Genomic DNA, 17,360 nt, shown 5'->3' with positions numbered 1-17,360 from the left:
GGGCACAAACGTCTGACCGCGCCAGATGTCGCAGGTCGTCGCGATGCCGGTCCGGGCGCGGCCACGATGCCGCGCCCGGACCACTGCTGACGATAGGAGGAGTTTCCCGGGACCCCTCCCGGCTGGCCGCAACCTGCCAGCCGGATGTCCAGGCAGCGCAGGCAAAACCGGCGCTCTGAGGGCGGTTGAGTCGGAGACAGGAATGAACTTTGGGCGCGGGACCCGAGACCCAGCCGCGCTACAGCATCCTGGGCGTCATGTCTCGGTCGGCGATGACGCTCACCTCTCGTTAGTAGACGTAAACGTTTATTACGGATTCGCGGGGTACTGCCTTCGGTTAAGGAACGTCAACGCCTACTATTGAGTGATGGAGTCGACTGTCGAGGCTGGTCGTTACCGGCGACGCGGCGCGGAGCTGGAGCAGGCGATCTACGCGGCGGCGCTCAGCGAGCTCGCGGACGTTGGCTATGCGCAACTGACCATGGACAGTGTGGCCGCGCGTGCGGGCACCGGCAAAGCGGCGCTGTATCGACGCTGGGCATCCAAACAGGAACTGCTGCTGGCCGCCCTCCGCGACAGCCTGCCGCCGCTGCCTGCGATTGACCGCGGTGTTTCCGCGCGGGACAACCTGCTGGCCGTGTTTGCGGTGATGTCCGGACATCTCGCGCGCGACCCCTCTCCGCCTGGCCTCATGCTCGCCTTCCAGTTGGCCTACGACCCAGTCCTCCGCGACACCGTCGTGGAGGCCGTCATTGCCTCCCGTCTGGCCATGATCCAGGAAATCCTGCGCCATGCCGTGGACACCGGCGAGGTCAGCAGCCTTGAAGCGCTGACCCCGATGGCCGCCTCCGCCGGGCCGGCGCTGATCGTGCTGACCTTTCTGACCACCGGGCACCCGCCAACGCAAGACGACCTCGGCCGGATAGCCGACACTGTCCTCGCCAAGTCATAAGACTCCAGTCGGCCCTGCCATCCGCAAAATAGTAGACGCGTACGTTCCCTTGTGATAGATCTGGACGATAGTGAACGCACACGTCTATTCAAGGAGGGTGTTCTCATGACCGACGAACACGCCAACCAGCGCTCCGGCAAGGCCAGCGCCACGCTGTCAGGGGCCGTCTTCGATGACCTCTATCAGGGACGCGGCCTGGCGTACGGGGACGGTGGTGCGCGGATCGATGTGATTCCCTGGCAGCTCGATGGGCCACAGCCACTCATCGTCGAGGTGGAAGAGGCCGGTGAGATCACCGATCCGGTCCTGGAATGTGGTTGCGGTCTGGGGGAGAACGCGCTTTATCTGGCCCGCAGGGGACATCAGGTCACCGCGTTCGACGCGGCCGCCACCGCCATTGAGCAGGACCGCGCCAAGGCGTCGTCCGAGGGAATTGCCGTCACCTTCGTCGTCGCCGACGCCACGACGTTGACCGGACTCCCCGGTGGATTCCGTACCGTGATCGACAGCGCCATGTTGCACTGTCTGACGGACGAGCAACGACTCGCCTACCTCGCCGCGCTCCGCAACGTCTGCGAGCCCGGCGCCCGGATACACGTCCTGTGTTTCCCGGAAGAAACGGCGGGCACTTTCCCGATGCCAGGCAGCTTGGACGAGGCGAGTCTGCGTCGCGCGTTCGCCAACGACTGGCACATCGAGCGTATGCAACGCCGCCGCTACACCAGCAATATGACACGCGACCAGTGGCGGGAGCAGGTTCCAGCCGAGCTCGTCAGCGGAATTCTGCCCGCCCATGACGATCCCGAAGGCATCGACTCGCAGGGCCGGGTGCTGATGCCGATCTGGCAGATCACCGCACAACTCACCTAGCCAACCCCGACAAACCGCGGTACGCCGCAGGTCCCGCCGTCAATGCATGAGTACATTCGTTGTCAGGTAATGAAAGGATGAGTGTCGTGGCCGACAAGGCGTTTCGGTTCGGCGTAGCGGCGGTGCCGCGGAATTCGCAGCAATGGCGTGGGCTCGCCAGGAGAACTGAAGAGCTCGGCTTTTCCACGCTGTTGACGCCGGACAACCTTCAGATGCCGGTGCCGGCGGCTTCGCTGGCGACCGCGGCGGCGGTCACCTCCAGACTCAGGGTGGGCACTTTTGTGATGGCGACCCCGATGCGCACGCCTCGTGCCGCGGCGTGGGAGGCGCACAGCATTTCGGTCATGACCGATGGTCGGTTCGAGTTCGGGATCGGAACCGGCGTGCCCGCGATGAAGGAGGCGGCCGCCGAGTTGGGGTTGCCATATGAATCGGCTTCCGACCGACTCAGGCAGATCTCGGAGACGATCGACCACCTACGACGTCTGGACACTCAGCGGCGCACCCCGATCCTCGTTGCCGCGGCCGGACCGAAGGCGCGTCGTTTGGCCGGCACGAAAGCGGACATTGTCGCGCTGGCCGGTGGCCCCCTGACCACTCGCGAGGCCACCGCCGCGGCGGTCCGGGAAGTACGGGATGCAGCTGGCAGCCGGGCGGATGACCTGGAGCTGGCGATGAGCGTGAACGTCGTAGGCGAAGAGATTCCCCCAGAGATCGAGAACTTCTTTGGAGTAGACGCCGCGACAATGCGGGAATCTGACTCGCTCATGATGCTCCGCGGGGGTGGGATCCAGGACATGGCCGACGAGCTTCAGCGGCGCAGGGACGCCTTTGGCGCGTCCTATATCACTGTCGCCGCGGCATGTATGGAGGCAATCGCCCCTCTGGTGGCGAGACTCGCTGGTAAATAGCGGGTTGTACGGACTGAAAGGGACGGCGTTTTTTGGACGGCTGGCCCGATCACGCCCAAGGGCTAGGAAAGGGACCAATGGCAGCGAAAGTGAACGTAGCGTTGGTCGGCCTCGGGTTCGGTCGGTCGTTTCTGCCGATCTATCGCGAGCATCCCGCGGTCGGCAAGGTTGGCGTGTGCGACAGCGACCCGCAGCGGTTGTCCGAGATCGCTCGCGCCTACGGCGCGGACGACACGTTCGCGAGCTTGGACGAGGTACTGGCCGACGACTCGTACGACGCTGTGCACCTGCTCACCCCCGTACCGGACCATGCCCGCGGAGCGCTCGCCGTCCTGGAAGCCGGCCGACACTGCGCCTGCGCCGTACCGATGGCGACCAGCCTGAATGACATCGACGCGATCCTTGCCGCACAGCAGTCATCGGGCACCAACTACATGATGATGGAGACTTCCGTCTACGGCAGGGAGTTCCTTTACGTCAAGCAGCTGTGTGACTCTGGCGAACTGGGCCCGCTCACGTTCCTGCGCGGCGCGCACCTGCAGGATCTGATCGGTTTTCCGACCTATTGGTGGGGCTTTCCGCCCATGCATTACGTGACGCACGCGCTGTCGCCGTTGCTCGCTCTGGCGGACGCGCGCGCACAGAAGGTGCATTGTTTCGGTTCAGGTCGGCTGCCGCCCGAACTGATCAGGGACTATGACAACAACTTTGGTCTGGAGACAGCGATCTTCCGTTTGGACAAGGACGATCTCGCCGCTGAGGTGACGATGTCGTTCTTCCAGACAGCGCGGCAATACCAGGAGAGCTTCGCCGTGTACGGCCAGCGGCTCGGTTTCGAGTTCGAGCAGCTTGCTGGCGAGCAACCGGTGTTGTTCGAAATGTTGAACGTTCCGGCGGGCGGCCGCGGTCGGCCGGGACGACCGACCAGACTCGAACTGCCTGACCGCACAGACCTGCTGCCAGCGCAGATCGCACGATTCACCCGGCAGGCCACCTTCCGCGGCCCGCGGGGACCGATAGAGGTGGACGCGCATCACGGTGGCTCCCACCCACATCTGGTCCACGAATTTCTCAGCAGCGTGATCGAAAGCCGGCCGCCGGCGGTCGACCCGCTCATCGCGGCGAGATGGACGGCCCCAGGTATCTGCGCACACCAGTCAGCTCAACGCGGAGGCGAAGCCGTCAGCATCCCGGTTTTCTGAGCGCGCCGTCATAGCCGGGAGCGAGGAAAGAAGAAGGGTCCTACCAGGAAACTCAGGACTCGATGTACTTTAGTGGCGCTAGCGTTGAAAACAGCAAGGATGTTTCGGAGAATCCGGAAAGCAAACGATGAGTCAGACCGTACGAGCGGGCGATGGAGGGCCAATGAGCGACCGGGTCACGTACCAGTTCGAGTACGCCGAGCGCCTGCCGGCCGTGTTCGTCGGCGCGGGTGGGCATGCCTACCGGAACGTCTATCCGAGCCTTGCGTACGCGCCGGTTGACCTGCGTGCGGTCTGTGACATCGATGGCGACCGGGCCCAGACGTACGCGCGGATGTTCGGCGCGCCGCGGTCGTACACCGACCACCGCGAGATGCTGGAGCGTGAACGGCCCGCGGTCGCTTTTATCGTCACGGCGTACCACCCGGACGGCCGGGTCCAGGCGACCGACCTCGCGGCGGACTGCCTGCGCGCTGGTGTCCACGTCTGGATGGAGAAGCCGACCGCCGCCTCGGCCGCCGAGGTCGAGGAACTGGCCGCGTTGAGCGAACGGACCGGCCGATATGTGCTGACCGGGCTGAAGAAGATCTTCGCGCCAGCGATGGAGAAGCTGCACGCGATCGTCCACGCTGAGGAGTTCGGCCGGCCGGCGTCGATCAGCGTTCGCTATCCGCAGGACCTGCCGGCGCCCGAGCGCCGGGCGGACCTGAACGCGATGCGCGGTTTTCTCGACCACCTCTACCATCCGGCCGCGATCCTGCATTACCTGATGGGACCGGTCGAGCGCTTCGGCTTCGAATGGGAGCCGGTCGCCGGCAGCACGGTCGCGAGCCTGCGGTTCGCCTCCGGCGCCGTCGGCACCTTGCACCTCGCGGCCGGTGGCGGCCCGGCCAGCCCGCTGGAGCGTGTCGAGGTGATGGGCTCCGGCGCGAATGCCGTCCTGGAAAACGGCGTAAAGCTCACCTACTACCGGCCAGGTCGGTCAGGTGAGTACGGACGGACCGGCAGCTTTCTCGTCGACGACGACGCGGCCGCGCTGCGTTGGGAGCCCGAGTTCTCGCTTGGCCAGCTGGCCAACAAGAACCTCTTCTACCTCGGATACGTCCGCGAGATCCAGCATTTCTGCGACGCCGTCCTGGCGGGCCGGCCGCCGGCCAAAGGCACATTGGCCGACTCGCTGGCGATCATGCGCCTGTTCGAGGCCTACCAACGCGTCCCCGCCGGGACGTACGTGACCCTGCCGCTGGAGGCACCGTGACCGTTGCATTCGTACCGGACAACGTCGTCGAGGAACATGACTGGGGCCGGCTGGTCTGGATGGTGTCCGGACCGCTCGGCAACTCCACCACGATGACTGTCGGCCGCTGCTACATCCAGCCCGGCCAGCAGAACCCGCGCCACCTCCACCCCAACTGCGACGAGGTCCTGCACGTCCTCCATGGCACGATCGAGCACAGCGTGGGCGACGACCGCGTACGGATGACCGCCGGCGACACCATCAGCATCCCGAGTGGCGCCATCCACAATGCCCACAACATCGGTGCCGACGAGGCGGTCTTCGTGATCGCGTTCTCCTCCGCCGACCGCCAGGTCGTCCCCGAATAGACGCGGAGTCGACGCCCCCGCGGGGACGACCCGCCGATCCAATGTCGGCCTCGACGTACGCGTGACCCGGAGGATTTTGTCGTCGGCGGCCGGGATGCCGGTCACGAGCGGCTGCGGCCGGCCACCGTGAGGCGTTGTCGTCCATGCTCTGGACATTCCGCGTTCAAGGCGGTGTTTTGGGGCGGTCGGCGGTGCCGATGGTCGACAATGAGTGGGTGGATGTCCTTGGTTGTGGTCATGGCGCGCTTCGTGGTGAGTCGCGTTTGTGCTGTCATTTGCTTGTCGATGAGCCGCCGGGTTGCTATCGGCTGCTGACCGGGTTCGGTGCTGCCTACGATCTGGTTTGCCAGGCGTGCGCGGAAAGTGAAGCCGCTGCTCTGCTGGATGCGTGCGAGGGATGTACGCACAAGGCTGATGCTTGGGACGGGGTCCTGGGGTGGCGCGGCCAGGCCGAGATTCGACATCGGGATGAGGCGGCCGCGGGAACGTGGACTCAAACGCCGTGTGGCATGACACCGGTCAACGAACGATGCCTCGCGCCGATGCTTGGCGGTTGGCTGGTTCTGACGGCGGACGGTCTGTTTGACACGGCCAGTGGAAGGGGCTGGGGCGACCGGAAATCCCGGAGCAACCAGCCAGCGTGTGGGCTGGCCGTGTGCGGGGGCCGGCGCTATACACGTCGACCGACGGTCGTTTTGCTGCGATCGTCACGGACTATGGACAGTACGGCGTGATTCTGGACATCGCGACTGGCCGTACCATTGCCTTGGACCGCGGACCCTATCAGTGCAAGACGACCCCATTCCCGATCGCGTTCCTCGATGACGCGGTCATCGTGGCGACAGACTGGAATCGGCTCGACCTGTTCGACATGGCGAGCGGGCACCTGTCGAGCAACCGCGACACGGCCTGGCAGCGGGAATGCCCTCGTCCCGAGCATTATCTGGACTATTTTCACGGCCGCCTGCTGCTCAACCCTTCCGGGGGCTCGCTCGCGGACGACGGTTGGATTTGGTCGCCGGTCGGCGCGCCTTCCGTTATCGATGTAGAGGGTTGGCGGCGAGGCGACACGTATGCGGCGGAGCACGGTGAGGCTCTCAGCTATCGGTCGTACGCGTGGGACCAGCCGATCGCCTGGATCGATGACACGACGATCGCGATCCAACGGATCGGTCACGACGACGAAGCCATGCTCGACGGAGTCGAAATCTACGACGCCCCCAGCGGCCGACGGATCGCGATCTTCGCAGGTCCCAACGGGCGCATGTGGGCCTACAGGGGAAAACTCCACGTCGCGGCCTCGACCGGAATGGAGATCTGGAACCGAGAGACAGGCGCACGGATCAGCCACCTCACTGACTTTCGACCAACCGCGCACGATCCGGTCACCGGAGCGTTCGCCGAACTGCGGGAAAACCGTCTCCGAACATGGCGACCTGACCAACCGAGCTGACGCCGGCCATCATCACGCGCCGACATCGTTGACTATCTGGTGAAAATGCTGCAGGACGTCCTTGCCTCATGGCCGGTGCTGATCCGGCTTTCAGGGGCAATGACGGACATCCCGGGTGGGTCGGTGGTCAGATCCAGGCCGGGAGCGTACGCAGGAATGTGTCTGTGGAGAGCACTATCAGCGCCACCAGAACAGGGCACGTGAGGAGGTAGGTGGCGCGGGGGAGCCAACGGCGGTAGAGAAAGACCGCGATCGCCGCGGCGGCGACCAGCAGAACAAAGTCGATGACGAGCCAGCCGTACGCACCGGGGTCGCCCATCCGGCCGTCCGTCGCGAGGGACCGGCCCTGCTGTGGGGTGGGGGAGAATGACAGGTCTCGCATTGTTGCGGTGACGACGAGCGGATCCGCGGACCACGGCCACCAGGACGCGCTGCTGATCAGCGTCAACCGGTTGTCGGCGGATTTGCCGAGAACATCGCCGCTGTTCACCGCCGGCGGGCGGGTGACGCGGTAAACCGACTGGCCTTGTGTTGTGGTCACCACAATGTCGTCGCCCGCGCGCAGTTTTCCCAGATCCGCGAAGGCCGCGCCGTAACCGGCGGCTCGGCCGACGATGGCGCTGTTGCCCGGTTGTCCCGGCCCGGCGGTTCCGGATACGTGGCCCGGTCCGCTTTGGGTGTCGGTCGGCGATGCGCCTTCGACGACAACCCGCTGCAGCCCTAGCCGCGGAATTTGCAGCAGGGCAACGGCTGTTCCCGGCTCGGCGGGTTTGGTGGGCACGATGGCACCCAGTGGCGACTGGGCGGCGGCCGCGCTGTTGGTGACCTGCTGGCGAAAGTCCGCGAGCAAGCCGTGCTGTGCCCGGCTTTCCGAGAGTGCGCCGAGGGGTCCGGCGGCGACCAGCATTCCCACGATGATGAGTACGCCCCAACCGCAGACCGCTGTCACCAGCCGGGCGCGGCTGAGCCGGACCGGTGCGGGCACGGGCGGCGGGGCCGGTGGCAGCGGTGGCTCGCCTTTGACCGCGGGGGTGCTGTCCTGAACTGGCCTCGATAAGGACGGGAGGTGCGTGGTCGCCACTGTCGCTCCGGCAATCTGTTGTGAGCACTCGATGAGGGGCATTCTGCGCTGTAACTTTGCTTCTCCCCGAACAGCTTGGTCAACCCTTGCCGACTCGCCGCGAGTGAGTGTTAATGACAACCGCCATTGCTGTTAACGCGCGTATCACTGTTCAGCCGTGTTGGACGCTGACGATTTACCTCGCATGCATCGCGGTCGGAATTCGACCGATCACACGGGAGGAACGGCTCGTTCATGCCGGAAAGCGACCAATTGCCAGGCGATTCAGCAAAACGGGCGTCGAGCGGTACGAGTACGATACCAGACAAAGCGCCCGAGTTGCGATTCGTCCCGCGCGACCGGCCCACCGGGGCCGACCGAGTTTTCCTTACTGCGGCGAGGGTCGCGGGCGTCTGGGTGATGGTCCTGCTGGCACTGGTCGGAATTTTCCTGTGCTACCGAGCCTGGCCGGCGATCCAGCAGCGGGGGATCGGCTTCTTCCTGACCGATCAGTGGCGAGTGGACCTGCAGCCACCGGTTTTTGGGGTGCTTGGCCTCCTTTGGGGCACCATCACGGTCGCGCTCATCGCGATGGTCTTCGCGATTCCAGTCAGCATCACCACCGCGCTCTTCATCTCCGAATGGGCGCCGGCCCGGCTGCGCGGCACTCTGGTGTCGCTCGTCGACCTGCTGGCCGCCATCCCGAGCCTGCTTTACGGACTCTGGGGCTATCTCTTTCTGGAGCCGAAAATTCTGCCGCTGTCACAGTGGCTCAGCGAGAATGTCAGCTGGCTGCCGATTTTCAAGGTCACCAACGACAACTTCCTGGGCTCCTATTTCACCGCTGGTGTGGTGGTCAGCCTGATGGTGCTGCCCATCACCACCTCGGTGGCCAGGGAGGCGTTCAGCCAGGCGCCGCAGTCGGAGAAGGAAGCCGCGTTCGCGCTGGGCAGCACTCAGTGGGGGATGGTCCGCTCGGTCGTACTGCCGTTCGGCAAGGGTGGTGTCATCGGTGGGTGCATGCTGGGTTTTGGCCGTGCGCTGGGCGAAACCGTGGCGGTCACGCTGATCCTCGGGCAGACCATCAAAACCTCGTGGCACATCCTGGAGAACGGCGGCGCGACGATCTCCGGATTCATCGTGCACCAGTTCGGCGGCGGCGGGCTTGAGCTGTCCGCGCTGTTGTACGCCGGCCTGGTGCTGTTCGCCTTCACCTTGGCCGCCAACTCGGTCGCCGCGGTCATCGTCTCCCGGTCCCGGTCCGGGGCCGGGGTGGAAACCTGAGCAGGGGCGACAAGAGTGAGCACTTCTGTGCTGGAAAAGACAACCACCGAGCCGGCGGTCGCCGAGCGGCGCCGAGCATTGCGCGGCCTGCGAGTCGCCGACCTCGGGGTGCTGGCCGGCAGTGCGGCCGCTGGCCTCGCGACCGGCTGGCTGCTTTTCTACCGGCTGACCGGCATGGAGGGCTGGCTGGGTTTTCTGCTCGTCAGCTACCTGCTTTTCCTTGCCATCTACTACTTCGTTTGCCGGGACACCCTCGGCAAGGTGGTGGCCGGTGACCGGTTGGTCGGCGTGATCATCTGCAGCGGCGCGGTGATGATGCTGATTCCGCTGGTCTGGCTGCTGGTTTTCGTGACGATCCAAGGCCTGCCGAACCTACGCTGGACGTTCTTCACGCAGGACCAGGCCGGCATCCGAGCCACCGATCCGGCGACCGTCGGCGGCGGCCTGGGCGCGATCGTGGGCACTCTGGAAGAAGTCGGGATCGCGATGGTGATCAGCGTCCCGCTGGGCATTCTGTGCGCGCTCTTCCTGAACGAGACCCGATCACGGATGCGCCGGTCCGTACGGACCTTCGTCGACGCGATGTCCGGGCTGCCGTCCGAGGTCGCGGGTCTGTTCATCTTTTCCGCGCTGATCCTGACCATCTCGGCCACCACCGGCAACGGCGCGTTCAGTGGCTTCATGGCCAGCCTGGCGCTGTCGATCATCATGCTGCCCACCATCACCCGTACGGTCGAGGTTGTCCTGCGCCTGGTGCCGGACGGACTGCGGGAGGCGTCGTACGCGCTCGGTGCTTCGCAGGCGCGTACCATCTGGTCGGTCGTACTGCCGACCGCGCGTTCTGGACTGGGCACCTCGGTGGTGCTCGGCATCGCCCGTACCGTCGGCGAAACCGCGCCGCTCATTTTCACCGCGTTCGGTACGAACCTGCTGAACGCGAACCCGTTTTCCGGGCCACAGGACAGTTTGCCGCTGTTCGTCTACAGCCGGGTCCGGTTGCAGTCCGAGGCGATGCAGGACCGCGCGTACACCGGTGCCTTTGTCCTGATGGTGCTGGTCCTGTTGTTGTTCGTGATCACCCGAGTCATTGCCCGTAAACGGCACCGAAACTAGAGGGACTCCGCGACGATGAGTACGACCACCGAGCTGCCAGCCGCCCCCGATCCCGCGCCGCCGCCCCGGCAGATCGTGCTGACCGGCGGTGCGCCGGCCGGCGCGGCGGCGGTGACCGCCCGCGCGGTCAGCGCCTGGTTCGGCGACCACAAGGTGCTGGACCGGGTGAGCCTGCACATGCCGGCAAACGAGGTGACCGCGCTGATCGGCCCGTCCGGCTGCGGGAAATCCACGTTTCTGCGCATCCTGAACAGGATGCACGAGCTGGTGCCGTCGGCCGCGCTGGCCGGCGAGGTGCTGCTGGATGACCAGGACATCTACCGCGCCGAGGTGCGGCCGGCGCAGGCGCGGGTACGGATCGGGATGGTTTTCCAGCGCCCGAACCCGTTTCCGGCGATGACCATCCGCGACAACGTGCTGGCTGGCTTGAAACTTGCCGGGATCACCTGCAACGACCGGCCGTCGCTGCTGGAAGAAAGCCTCACCAGGGCCGGCCTGTGGAACGAGGTACGCGGCCGGCTCGGCACCCTTGGCGGCGCGCTTTCCGGCGGCCAGCAACAAAGACTCTGCATCGCCAGGGCGCTGGCGATCCGTCCACAGGTCCTGCTGATGGACGAGCCGTGTTCGGCGCTGGATCCGACCTCGACGAACCGGATCGAGGAAACCATCCACGAACTCAAAAAGGACGTGACAGTCGTGATCGTCACGCACAACATGCAGCAAGCACATCGGGTTTCGGACTCCTGCGCTTTCTTCCTGGCGGGGGAGAACGAGCCCGGCCGAATCGTGGAGGCCGACCAGACGGAGAAAATGTTCAGCGACCCAGCCGATCCGCGTACGCTCGACTATGTCTCGGGTCGGTTCGGCTGATGTCGAGACTCCGCAGTGTCGCCGCCGCGATCCTCGCGTTCGTCCTGGCCGTCGGCTGGCTCGGCGCCGTACCAGCACACGCCGCGGGCCTGATGACCGGCGCCGGATCCACGTACGCGGCGCTGGCGATCCAGCAGTGGATCGGCGACGCCAAGCGTTCCGGGCTGAACTTCTCGTACAACACCAACGGCTCTCCGGCGGGCGTGCAGTTCTTCCTGGACAGCACCATCGACTTTGCCGCCACCGAGGCGGAAATCGCGTCGGTGAACGAAGGCAGTGCCACCACTTCCAAGAGCTACCAGTACATCCCGGACGTGGCCGGCGCGACCGCGTTCATGTACAACCTGCACGACACCGCCGGCCGGCAGTACACCGGGCTCAAGCTGACCAGGGACGTGATCGCCGGGATTTTCACCGGAGAGATCACCTCCTGGAACGATCCGGCCATCACTTCGCAGAACGGTGGCATCCGATTCCAGGAGGACGCGATCAAAGTGGTGATCCGGTCGGAGCGCTCGGGCACCACCGGCTTGTTCTACGACTTCGTGCAAAACACCGCGCCAGCCCGTTTCGCACGATTCAAACAGAAGCAGAACATCGTCAGTCCGGACGGGATCCGGATCATCCAGATCCCGACGCCATACCCCGCGAACTGGACCGGAATCGAGGGTTCGGACAAACTCGCGCAGACGATCGCGAGCAGCAACGGCGCCGGCATGATCGGGTACGACGAATTCGGCTATGCGATTGCTTTTGGCGCACAGTCCGCGTGGGTGCAGAACGCGTCGGGCAACTGGGTGCAGCCGTACGCGGCAAACATCTCCAAGGCGCTGGAAAGTGCGCAACTGCGCCCGGATCTCACCCAGGACCTGCGAAATGTATACAAAAGCGCGGCTCCGCAAGCGTATCCGGTGTCGGCGTACAGCTATATCATGACGCCCTGCGCTCCGGCGTCGGACCGCAACACCTGCAAGAGTCCCTATTACGACGATGCCCGCGCCCAGCAGATGGCGAAATGGCTCGACTACATCGCCTGTGACGGCCAGGTCAAGATGGCCCAGATCGGCTACTCGCCACTGCCCCCCAACCTGTCGCAGGAAATTCAGAACTCGATCACCAGAATGAGCCCAAAAGCCAAGGGTCGGACATTGAACGCAGGCAACTGCCGGAATCCACAGTTCAGCGGGAGTCTCGGTGCCGGTGCCACCGGTCCGCCGCCGCCCGCCGCGGGCAAGAAAAACCCGTCGGCAACACCAACAAACTCCGCTTCGCCGGGCGCGAATCCCAGCGCCTCGGCGGGAGGCGCTGGCAGTAGCGGCGCGGGCGCCGACGCGGTCGGTGGTGGATCTGGACGGTGGCGGGACGACAAACCAGTCGCGTACGGCGGCCTCAGTCCGGCTGGTATCAGTGGCCTCACGGCCCTGCTTCTCATTCTGCTGGTCGGAATTCCACCCTTGGTCGGTGCTTTCGCGCAACGGATCAAAAGCCGTGTGAGGTGAGAGAGTTTCCTTGCCGGCACTAAAAATCCATCCAAGGTCCGCCATGGATTTTTATTACCTGCATTGCAACGTTTACGAACCGCAGGAGTGAATAGAGGTGAGCCGCCCGGCACGGGGCCGAGCGGAATCTACCCGGAGGTTGACGATGGGCAGAAACGCCCTCGCAACAGGAATCATCGCTACCGCCGCCGCCGCGGTCCTCGCGCTCAGCAGCGCTCCCGCTGCTGCTGCCGCACCGCCGTCGGACGGTGTTCACCAGACGATTTCATTCGTCGGATCGGACACGATCGAAGACTTCACCAACGCCTACGTCAACGGCCTCACCAAGAACGACAACACGTCGGTCTACGGCGGTTGGAACAACGACGGTGTGGCCAACCCCGGCCACGAGGACACCGCGGTGAACGTGGTCGCTCGGCTCGATGCCGGCCAGAGCATCTCGGTGCCGGTCGACGGCTCCTGCACCACGCCCATCACGTACGACAGCACCAACCCGCCGCCGGACGGCTCCGGCGCCGGCCGCGACGCGCTTTTTGCGGCCAACAACCGCAATGCGGGCACCACCAGCTGCATCGACGTGGCCCGCTCCTCCGGCGGCCCGCGGGTGGGTACGGACCCGTCCGGTAATGCGGTTTACGACCAGTTCGCGCTGGACGCGGTGAGCTTCGCGACCTTCGGCAGCGCGCCGCTGAACCTGACGTTGACGCAGATCCGCAGCATTTACAACTGCAATGTCACCGACTGGAGCGCCATTGCGGGCAGTGGCAAGACCGGTACGATCCACCGGTACCTGCCGCAGGCAGGTTCGGGCACCCGGTCGTTCTTCATCGCCACCATTCTGGGCGGCACCTTCGCCCCGAACTCGGCCACCTGCCCGCTGGACGAGAGCCTGCAGGAGAATGATGCGACCGGTGTCGCAGCCGCCAACCAGAGCACCGCGTTGATGGCGTATTCGGCCGGTCAGTGGGTTTACCAGAACGTTGGCGAATTCCACGCTGTCGACAAGACCGCGGGCAACTGGATCGGCACCATTGCCGGTGTCGCCCCGGCCACTGGTGACGGGGCCACCGCCACCATCAATGCCAGCGCGGTCAAGGACGGCTCGTTCGTTGGCTCGCGTGGCCTGTTCTTTGTGACCGACAACCGGCTGGGTGCCAACTTCACCGCCGCCCAGCGGGTGGTTGGACTCAACCAGACCGGCGTCAGCCCGCTGTGCAACGGCGACGTGTCATCGGTGATCACCGATCTCGGCTTTGTGCCGCTGGACCAGCAGGAGGATGGCACCTTCTGCGTGGAGACCGTCGTCTCCTAGTGCCGCCGGTGTGCCGGAGCCGAGGGCGGCTCCGGCACATCACCATTTGTCTGTGCCAACGAAGGGAAAAGGGAGTGCACATGAGGAGCCTGACGAGGTGTGCCGTCGCGGTGCTGACGATCGCGATCCTCGGCGGGTCCGTGCCGATTGTCGCGTCGTCGCCCGCGTACGCGGCCGATCCCACCCTGACAATAGTGACGGCCGAACAGAAAGACTTCGCCAACGGCGACACCATCACCGTCGCCGGTGCGAATTTTCCAGCCAACACCCGGGTCGAGTTGGGTCAGTGCGTCGGCACCCGCGGATATCCCCATGGTGAGCGACTGTGGGACACCGAGACGGTGAACGCGCACCCGTACCGGAAAAAGGCGCTCTACTGCAGTGCTGGCGCGCCGACCAACAAACAGGGTATTGGCACACCGTACGTCGCGACGACGGCCGCCGACGGCACCTTACTGGCGCGGCTCGTGCTTTTCCGAGGCAACGGCTCGTTTCCGTTGACGTCGACGGATGGCACCGGTACGACGACGGTGACGCCGGCCTTTGACGCCCAGCATCCGGCAGTGCTGGTCGCAAGGAATGCCGTGACGTCGGCGATCACCGGCAACATCGTGTATGCCAGTGCGGCGCTCACTTTCGCGCCGGACGGCACCAGTGTCTGTGGCGCGGGGGACAAAGACACGGCGGTGGCGTCCGGTGGCTCCGGGAGTACGTCGGTCTACCTCTCGTTGGTCACCGGAATGTGTGGCACCGGCGGCAAAGGCCTGCCGGTCGACGCGACCGAGTCCGGTGAGGTCACCGCTCTGCAGGCATTCCAGAGCGGCCAGTCGGACCTCGCTTTCTCCGCGACCGGTTTTACCCCGCCCGGGGGCACAAAGGTCAGCGGGACCCGCAAAGCAGTCTTCATCCCGATCGCTCTGCAGGCCGCGACCATCGCTTTCGCGGGGAACGCCCGGTTTGGCACCAACCCGAACTTCGGCTACCGCTCGGTCAGCAAAATCCAGGCAACGCCGGCCGAGTTGGCGGACTTCCTGCGCGGTGGTTCCGTCTTTCCGCCGGAAAGCGCGATCGCTACCGCTTTTGTGACGCGGAACGCGGAGATGCCGCAAAATCCACCGCAGGGCGCGGTCCGCTCTTTCGCCGCGCTGGCCACCGCGGATTCGTCGACGTTGGCGACCACCACGACTTTCGCCGCGTACGACACGACGGCAGGTCACAGCCTCTGGCCGGCTGGTGCTGTGTCCAGCCTGCCGCTGCCCGGCGCCGGCGTACCGATCGCGAACTCGCTCAGCCTCGCCAGCAATTTCACCACCCTGCGCAACACCGTGCTGGGAAATCTCCTTGAACCCGATGCGGGCACGCCGATTGTTGGCCTCAGCGTCACGATCACCGACACCTCGTCGGCCAGCGGCCTCGGGCTGACCCCGATGGCGCTGCAGAATGCCGCCGGAAAGTTCGTCCCTCCCACCAAAGAGTCGCTGGAGGCGGCCGTACCACAGATGACGAAACTGCCGGACGGGACGCTTTTCCCCAATCCCAAGGCGACTGGCGATGGTACGTACGTGATGCCGCTGGTGCTGTACGCGGTCATCCCAGCAGACGACTCGGCTCCACGGCGGGCCAATGTGGTGAAATTCTTGGACTACGCGCTGGGGGACGGGCAGACGAAGTTGCCTGTGGGCGCGTACCCGCTGCCAACCGATGTGCTGGCAGCCGCGAAAAAGGCGTTGCACTCGGCGGTTTCGCCCTCGCCTACACCGAAACCGTCGAACCCGTCGAACAATTCCTCCAGCACCCCGAACTCCACGTCACCCACCGCCTCGCCAACGCCGTCACCGGGGGCTGGCGCAGCGCTTGCCGGCAGCAAACCCGTGTCGGCGGCCAGCGCACGCAACGCGGCGAACGTTGTGACCGGCATTCCGCTTTTCGGCAGCCTGGCGGCGGCCGCTGGCTGGTTGGCGCCGATCGGATTGGCCTTGCTGGTTGTCCTGTCGAGCAGTGCCCCGTACATTTCCTCCGGGCGTCCACTTCCGGGTCCGCTGCGGACCGTTTTGGACGCGATGGCAGAAAAAGTGGGCGCTGTCCGGCGACGCGTCCCAGGCCTGCGCTAATTGACCGAGTTGCCCAGTAAGTCGTCACTAGTCATCTCGTGGAGGTGGGTTGCGTTCGTCGTGTCGGAGGTCTTCTTCCACCCACTCGCCTCTATGTTTTCGAGTCAGTACTACTAGGATCGTGGATGTGCAGAAACGAATCGCGAAGCGGCTGGGCCGCGAGGTCAGTGTGGTCGGGCTGGGCTGCTGGCAGCTCGGCGCGGACTGGGGCACCGTCGACGAGGCGGACGCGCTGGCCGTGTTGCACGCGGCGGCCGACCATGGAGTGACTTTCTTTGACACCGCCGATGTTTACGGCGACGGCCGGAGCGAGACGCTGGTGGGCCAGTTCCTGCGCGAGCGCGGTGACGGGATCACGGTGGCCACCAAGATGGGCCGGCGCGCGGAGCAGACCGTGGCCAACTACAGCCGCGATCATTTCCGGGCCTGGAACGACCGGTCCCGGACCAATCTCGGCGTTGACATTCTCGATCTCGTGCAGCTGCACTGCCCGCCGGCGGCTCTCTACGACACCGACGAGGTTTTCGACTCGCTCGACGAACTGGTCGACGAGGGTCGCGTCGCCGCGTACGGCGTGAGCGTCGAAACGGTCGACGAGGCGCTGAAGGCCATTGCCCGTCCGCATGTTGCCAGCGTCCAGATCATCCTGAACGCGTTCCGGCTGAAGCCGTTGGAGCAGGTGCTGCCGGCTGCCGACGCGGCCGGGGTCGCGATCATCGCCCGAGTGCCGCTCGCATCCGGGCTTTTGAGTGGTCGCTACACAAAGGACACCACCTTCGGACCGGACGACCACCGGACGTACAACCGGCACGGCGAGGCCTTCGACGTGGGCGAGACCTTCTCCGGCGTCCCGTACGAGGAAGGCCTACGCGCCGTCGAGCGGCTTCGTCCGCTGGTGCCGGACGGCGCCACTATGGCGCAGTTCGCGCTGCGCTGGATCGTCGACCTGCCGCAGGTGTCGGTGGTCATTCCGGGCGCCCGCAATGCCGAGCAGGCGGCCGGAAACGCCGCTGCGGCAGCGCTGGCGCCGCTCGGCGACGACGTACATGCCGAGGTGAAGGCGGTCTACGACGAGCTGATCCGGCCGTACGTGCACGACCGTTGGTGAACCCCGACAG

General features: G+C 65.3%; 15 protein-coding genes. 14 read left to right on the top strand and 1 reads right to left on the bottom strand.

All coding sequences use genetic code 11. The annotated features are described in order from the left end of the window. The first annotated feature begins 367 nt into the window (after window positions 1-367). The 7 genes from ABD301_RS27005 to ABD301_RS26975 all read left to right on the top strand — a co-directional run bounded on the left by ABD301_RS27005 (window position 368) and on the right by ABD301_RS26975 (window position 6,993). Window positions 368-952: a TetR/AcrR family transcriptional regulator gene (locus ABD301_RS27005; protein ID WP_163569333.1), complete on the top strand. Its 585-nt coding sequence runs from the start codon at window positions 368-370 to the stop codon at window positions 950-952. A 105-nt stretch (window positions 953-1,057) separates the two neighbouring features. Beyond that, entirely contained in the window at window positions 1,058-1,822 is a 765-nt protein-coding gene (locus ABD301_RS27000; protein WP_344313230.1) for a class I SAM-dependent methyltransferase, read from the top strand. A gap of 86 nt (window positions 1,823-1,908) precedes the next feature. Continuing rightward, window positions 1,909-2,733, top strand: a complete 825-nt coding sequence (locus ABD301_RS26995; protein ID WP_163569332.1) for an LLM class flavin-dependent oxidoreductase — start codon at window positions 1,909-1,911, stop codon at window positions 2,731-2,733. A 77-nt stretch (window positions 2,734-2,810) separates the two neighbouring features. Further along, complete coding sequence (locus ABD301_RS26990; RefSeq protein ID WP_344313229.1) at window positions 2,811-3,935, top strand: Gfo/Idh/MocA family protein; 1,125 nt, start codon at window positions 2,811-2,813, stop codon at window positions 3,933-3,935. 163 nt (window positions 3,936-4,098) lie between these two features. Next, window positions 4,099-5,193 carry a Gfo/Idh/MocA family protein gene (locus ABD301_RS26985; protein ID WP_344313228.1) on the top strand — a complete coding sequence of 365 codons (1,095 nt, stop codon included), beginning with the start codon at window positions 4,099-4,101 and terminating at the stop codon, window positions 5,191-5,193. Next, window positions 5,190-5,540 carry a cupin domain-containing protein gene (locus tag ABD301_RS26980; protein WP_344313227.1) on the top strand — a complete coding sequence of 117 codons (351 nt, stop codon included), beginning with the start codon at window positions 5,190-5,192 and terminating at the stop codon, window positions 5,538-5,540. Before ABD301_RS26985 ends, ABD301_RS26980 begins: the two co-directional genes overlap by 4 nt. Window positions 5,541-6,270: 730 nt before the next feature. Further along, window positions 6,271-6,993 carry a hypothetical protein gene (locus ABD301_RS26975; RefSeq protein ID WP_344313225.1) on the top strand — a complete coding sequence of 241 codons (723 nt, stop codon included), beginning with the start codon at window positions 6,271-6,273 and terminating at the stop codon, window positions 6,991-6,993. A 127-nt stretch (window positions 6,994-7,120) separates the two neighbouring features. On the opposite strand, the gene ABD301_RS26970 is transcribed toward ABD301_RS26975, so the two are convergent. Further along, window positions 7,121-8,074 (bottom strand): sortase, encoded by a 954-nt coding sequence (locus tag ABD301_RS26970; RefSeq protein ID WP_344313224.1) that lies wholly within the window; start codon window positions 8,072-8,074, stop codon window positions 7,121-7,123. A 318-nt stretch (window positions 8,075-8,392) separates the two neighbouring features. Here ABD301_RS26970 and pstC point away from each other — a divergent pair, with 318 nt between their 5' ends. From pstC to ABD301_RS26935, 7 genes are all read left to right on the top strand, one after another. Further along, complete coding sequence (pstC, locus tag ABD301_RS26965; protein ID WP_344313223.1) at window positions 8,393-9,337, top strand: phosphate ABC transporter permease subunit PstC; 945 nt, start codon at window positions 8,393-8,395, stop codon at window positions 9,335-9,337. A gap of 15 nt (window positions 9,338-9,352) precedes the next feature. Further along, window positions 9,353-10,450, top strand: a complete 1,098-nt coding sequence (pstA, locus tag ABD301_RS26960; protein WP_344313222.1) for a phosphate ABC transporter permease PstA — start codon at window positions 9,353-9,355, stop codon at window positions 10,448-10,450. A 15-nt stretch (window positions 10,451-10,465) separates the two neighbouring features. Next, entirely contained in the window at window positions 10,466-11,320 is an 855-nt protein-coding gene (locus ABD301_RS26955; protein WP_344313221.1) for a phosphate ABC transporter ATP-binding protein, read from the top strand. Further along, on the top strand, window positions 11,320-12,819 hold the full coding sequence (locus ABD301_RS26950; protein ID WP_344313220.1) for a substrate-binding domain-containing protein: 1,500 nt from the start codon (window positions 11,320-11,322) through the stop codon (window positions 12,817-12,819). Before ABD301_RS26955 ends, ABD301_RS26950 begins: the two co-directional genes overlap by 1 nt. A 145-nt stretch (window positions 12,820-12,964) precedes the next feature. Beyond that, window positions 12,965-14,131, top strand: a complete 1,167-nt coding sequence (locus tag ABD301_RS26945) for a substrate-binding domain-containing protein (RefSeq protein WP_344313219.1) — start codon at window positions 12,965-12,967, stop codon at window positions 14,129-14,131. Between the two features lie 80 nt (window positions 14,132-14,211). Then, the gene (locus tag ABD301_RS26940) at window positions 14,212-16,242 is read left to right on the top strand and encodes a hypothetical protein (RefSeq protein WP_344313218.1); all 2,031 of its coding nucleotides are present in this window, start codon (window positions 14,212-14,214) and stop codon (window positions 16,240-16,242) included. A 127-nt stretch (window positions 16,243-16,369) separates the two neighbouring features. Then, complete coding sequence (locus tag ABD301_RS26935; protein ID WP_344313217.1) at window positions 16,370-17,350, top strand: aldo/keto reductase; 981 nt, start codon at window positions 16,370-16,372, stop codon at window positions 17,348-17,350. Window positions 17,351-17,360: the final 10 nt, after the last annotated feature.

This window comes from Fodinicola feengrottensis (assembly GCF_039530045.1).
Taxonomy (GTDB): domain Bacteria; phylum Actinomycetota; class Actinomycetes; order Mycobacteriales; family HKI-0501; genus Fodinicola; species Fodinicola feengrottensis.
Note: the sequence above shows the minus strand (reverse complement) of the source record. Positions and strands in the feature narration are given on the sequence as shown.